This window comes from Endothiovibrio diazotrophicus, from assembly GCF_054657215.1.
On sequence record NZ_BAAHXB010000215.1, the window covers coordinates 1 to 3,466 of the forward strand.

The following is a 3,466-nucleotide window of genomic DNA, read 5'->3' on the forward strand; positions in this document are numbered from 1 at the left end:
TCTGGGTGCCTCCGCTCAACACGACGCAGAGCGTCGAAGAGCGGCGTTCCCACGCGGAGCGTGGGAACGAGGGGAAACGTGAAGGAACCGACTTGTCCCTGGTTACGACGCTCTGCGTCGTAACCGGATAACTTGGACGCTCTGCGTCCATCAACGGGGCAGGGCGCGGAGGTCTCGATGCCTCCGTTCGACACGACGCAGAGCGTCGAAGAGCGGCGTTCCCACGCAGAGCGTGGGAACGAGGGGAAACGTGAAGGAACCGACTTGTCCCTGGTTAGGACGCTCTGCGTCGTAACCGGATACCTCGGACGCTCTGCGTCCATCAACGGGGCAGGGCGCGGAGGTCTCGATGCCTCCGTTCGACACGACGCGGAGCGTCGAAGTGCGGCGTTCCCACGCAGAGCGTGGGAACGAGGGGAACGAAGGCCGACTTGTCCCTGGTTACGACGCTCTGCGTCGTAACCGGATACCTCGGACGCTCTGCGTCCATCAACGGGACAGGGTGCGGAGGTCTCGGTGCCTCCGCTCGACACGACGCGGAGCGTCGAAGTGCGGCGTTCCCACGCAGAGCGTGGGAACGAGGGGAAACGTGAAGGAACCGACTTTTGTCCCTGGTTATGACGCTCTGCGTCGTAACCGGATACCTCGGACGCTCTGCGTCCATCAACGGGGCGGGGCGCGGAGGTCTGGGTGCCTCCGCTCGGCACGACGCGGAGCGTCGAAGTGCGGCGTTCCCACGCGGAGCGTAGGAACGAGGGGAAACGTGAAGGAACCGACTTGTCCCTGGTTAGGACGCTCTGCGTCGTAACCGGATACCTCGGACGCTCTGCGTCCATCAACGGGGCAGGGCGCGGAGGTCTGGGTGCCTCCGCTCGGCACGACGCGGAGCGTCGAAGTGCGGCGTTGCCACGCGGAGCGTGGGAACGAGGGGAAACGTGAAGGAACCGACTTGTCCCTGGTTATGACGCTCTGCGTCGTAACCGGATACCTCGGCTCTGCGTCCATCAACGGGGCAGGGCGCCGAGGTCTGGGTGCCTCCGCTCGACACGACGCGGAGCGTCGAAGTGCGGCGTTCCCACGCAGAGCGTGGGAACGAGGGGAGGTACTCCACTTTCCGAGCGGGAGTTCAGTGAACCTCCTCATGGCGATGCCGACCGACAACAACGGCGGCTCCGATCCAACGCAGCGCCTCCAACACGAAGAGTTCCTGTCTTGGGGCGTCGAGACGCCCGTCCGGCAAGGCGCGCAAAGGGGCGCATACTCGCTGTATGCAACCCTTTGCGCAACGCCGCCGGGCGGAGTGGCTCGGCGTTCCAAAACAGGAAGTTATTCTTTCGCGAGCCCTTAATCCCACTGCGCGAAGAAGCGCTGCACCACTTCGATCTTGCGGGTCTTCGGCATGTTGGGCAGCGAGCCGACGAACAGACCGCCGTAGGAGCGGGTGAAGAGCCGCGGATCGCACAACATCAGGGTACCGTAGTCGTCCATGTCGCGGATCAGCCGGCCTACCCCCTGCTTGAGGGTGATTACCGCGTTCGGCAGCTGGTACTCCATAAAAGGGTTGCCACCGCTGCGCTTCAGCGAATCGATGCGCGCCTGTAGCACCGGATCACCCGGCGAGGCGAAGGGGAGCTTGTCGATGATCACGCAGGTGAGCGCCTCACCACGCACGTCGACCCCCTCCCAGAAGCTCTGGGTCCCCAGCAACACGGCGTTGCCTAGCTTGCGGAAGCGCGCCAACAGCTCGCCGCGGGGGGCATCCCCCTGGGTCAACAGCGGGAACTCGATCCGTTCCTCCAGCAGCCCGCGCGCCTCGCGTAACGCCCGGTAACTGGTGAACAGCAGAAACGCCGAACCACCGCTCGCCTCGATCACCGGCACCGCCCGCTCGACCACCGTGGCGGTATAGCGGGGATCGTTGGGATCGGGCATCTCGGTCGGGCAGTAGAGCAGCGCGTGGTGGCGGAAGTCGAAGGGGCTGTCGAGGCGTAGCGTCTCGGTCGGCTCCAGGCCGAGGCGGTGGGCGAAGTGGTCGAACCCCTCGCCTACCGCCAGGGTCGCCGAGGTGAAGATCCAGGCACGCTTGCGCTCGGCCATCTGACCGCGGAACGGCACCGCCACGTCCAACGGCGTGCGGTTCAGCGAGAAGGCGCGGGTGAAGGTCTCGTACCAGTGAACCCACTCCCCCTCCGCCTCGCCCACCCCGCTCACCCGGGCCAACCGCTCGACCAGCGCCTGGGCGCGATCCCAGCAGTTCTCCAGCCCCTTGGCCCGCGGCGCCGCCACCTCCAACTGGCCGGTCAGCTCATCGAGGCGGGCGGTCAGCTTCTCCAGGGTCTCCTTCACCTCGGACTGGTCGCACACCTCCGCCCACGGCGCCCGCTTCGGGTCGGTACCGAAGGCGAGGCGGAAGTTGCGCACCGCGGTCTCCAGCTTGTAGGCGCTCTCGGCGAGCTTATCCATCTCCTTGGCGTCCTTCATCTGCTCGGTGACCGTGTCCTTGGCCAGGTCGAGCAGTTGGCGGCTGGAGAGCGAGAGGCCGAAGAAATTGGCGGCGATCTCCGGCAACTGGTGCGCCTCGTCGAGGATGAAGGCGTCGCAGTCGGGCAGCACCTCGCCGAAGCCCTCCTCCTTCAGCGCCATGTCGGCGAGCAGCAGGTGGTGATTGACCACCACCAGCTCCGCTTCCTGCGCCTTGCGCCGGGCGTTGAGGACGAAACACTTGGCCAGATCGGGACACTCCTGGCCGAGGCAGTTGTCGGCGGTGGAGGTGACCCGCGGGAGGATCTCGGCGTCCTCGGGGATGCCTGCCTCGCCGACGTCCCCGCTCGCGGTGCGCCCGCGCCACTCGTTCACCTTGGTCAGCTCGTGGGCCAACTCGCGGGAGGGGAGCCGCCCCTCCTCCAGGGTGCGGTCGAGGCGGTAGGGGCAGAGGTAGTTGGCGCGTCCCTTCAGGAGCGCGGTGCGCGGCTGGCAGGCGAGCGCCTCCATCACCTTGGGCAGGTCACGGTGGAAGAGCTGGTCCTGGAGGGTCTTGGTGCCGGTGGAGATCACCACCTTGCGCCCGGAGCGGATCGCCGGCACCAGATAGGCGTAGGTCTTGCCGGTACCGGTGCCCGCCTCGCTGATCAGCACCCCGTTGTCGGCCAGCGCCCGCTCCACCGCCTCGGCCATCTCCACCTGCTGCGGACGCGGCGCGTAGCCGTCCAATGACTTCGCGAGAGGGCCTTCTGCGCCGAAGATCTCAGAAACGGATTCCATGGTTGGTCAGTGCTTAGTGCTCAACGTTTAGTGTTTAGTGACTGAGCGCGCTGTGCGCGGATTGTTCGAATGATCTAGCGTGCAGCGCACATCCCACTAAGGGCCCGCGAAAGAATAACTTCCTGTTTTGGGGCGTCGAGACGCCCGTCCGGCAAGACGCGCAAAGGGGCGCATACTCGTTGTATGCCGCGGCTTCCGCGTCCTG

General features: G+C 66.0%; 1 protein-coding gene. It reads right to left on the minus strand.

All coding sequences use genetic code 11. The annotated features are described in order from the left end of the window. Positions 1-1,344: 1,344 nt before the first annotated feature. Positions 1,345-3,261, minus strand: a complete 1,917-nt coding sequence (gene yoaA, locus ACYQ2W_RS25670) for a DNA repair helicase YoaA (RefSeq protein ID WP_459873812.1) — start codon at positions 3,259-3,261, stop codon at positions 1,345-1,347. Between the last annotated feature and the right edge of the window lie 205 nt (positions 3,262-3,466).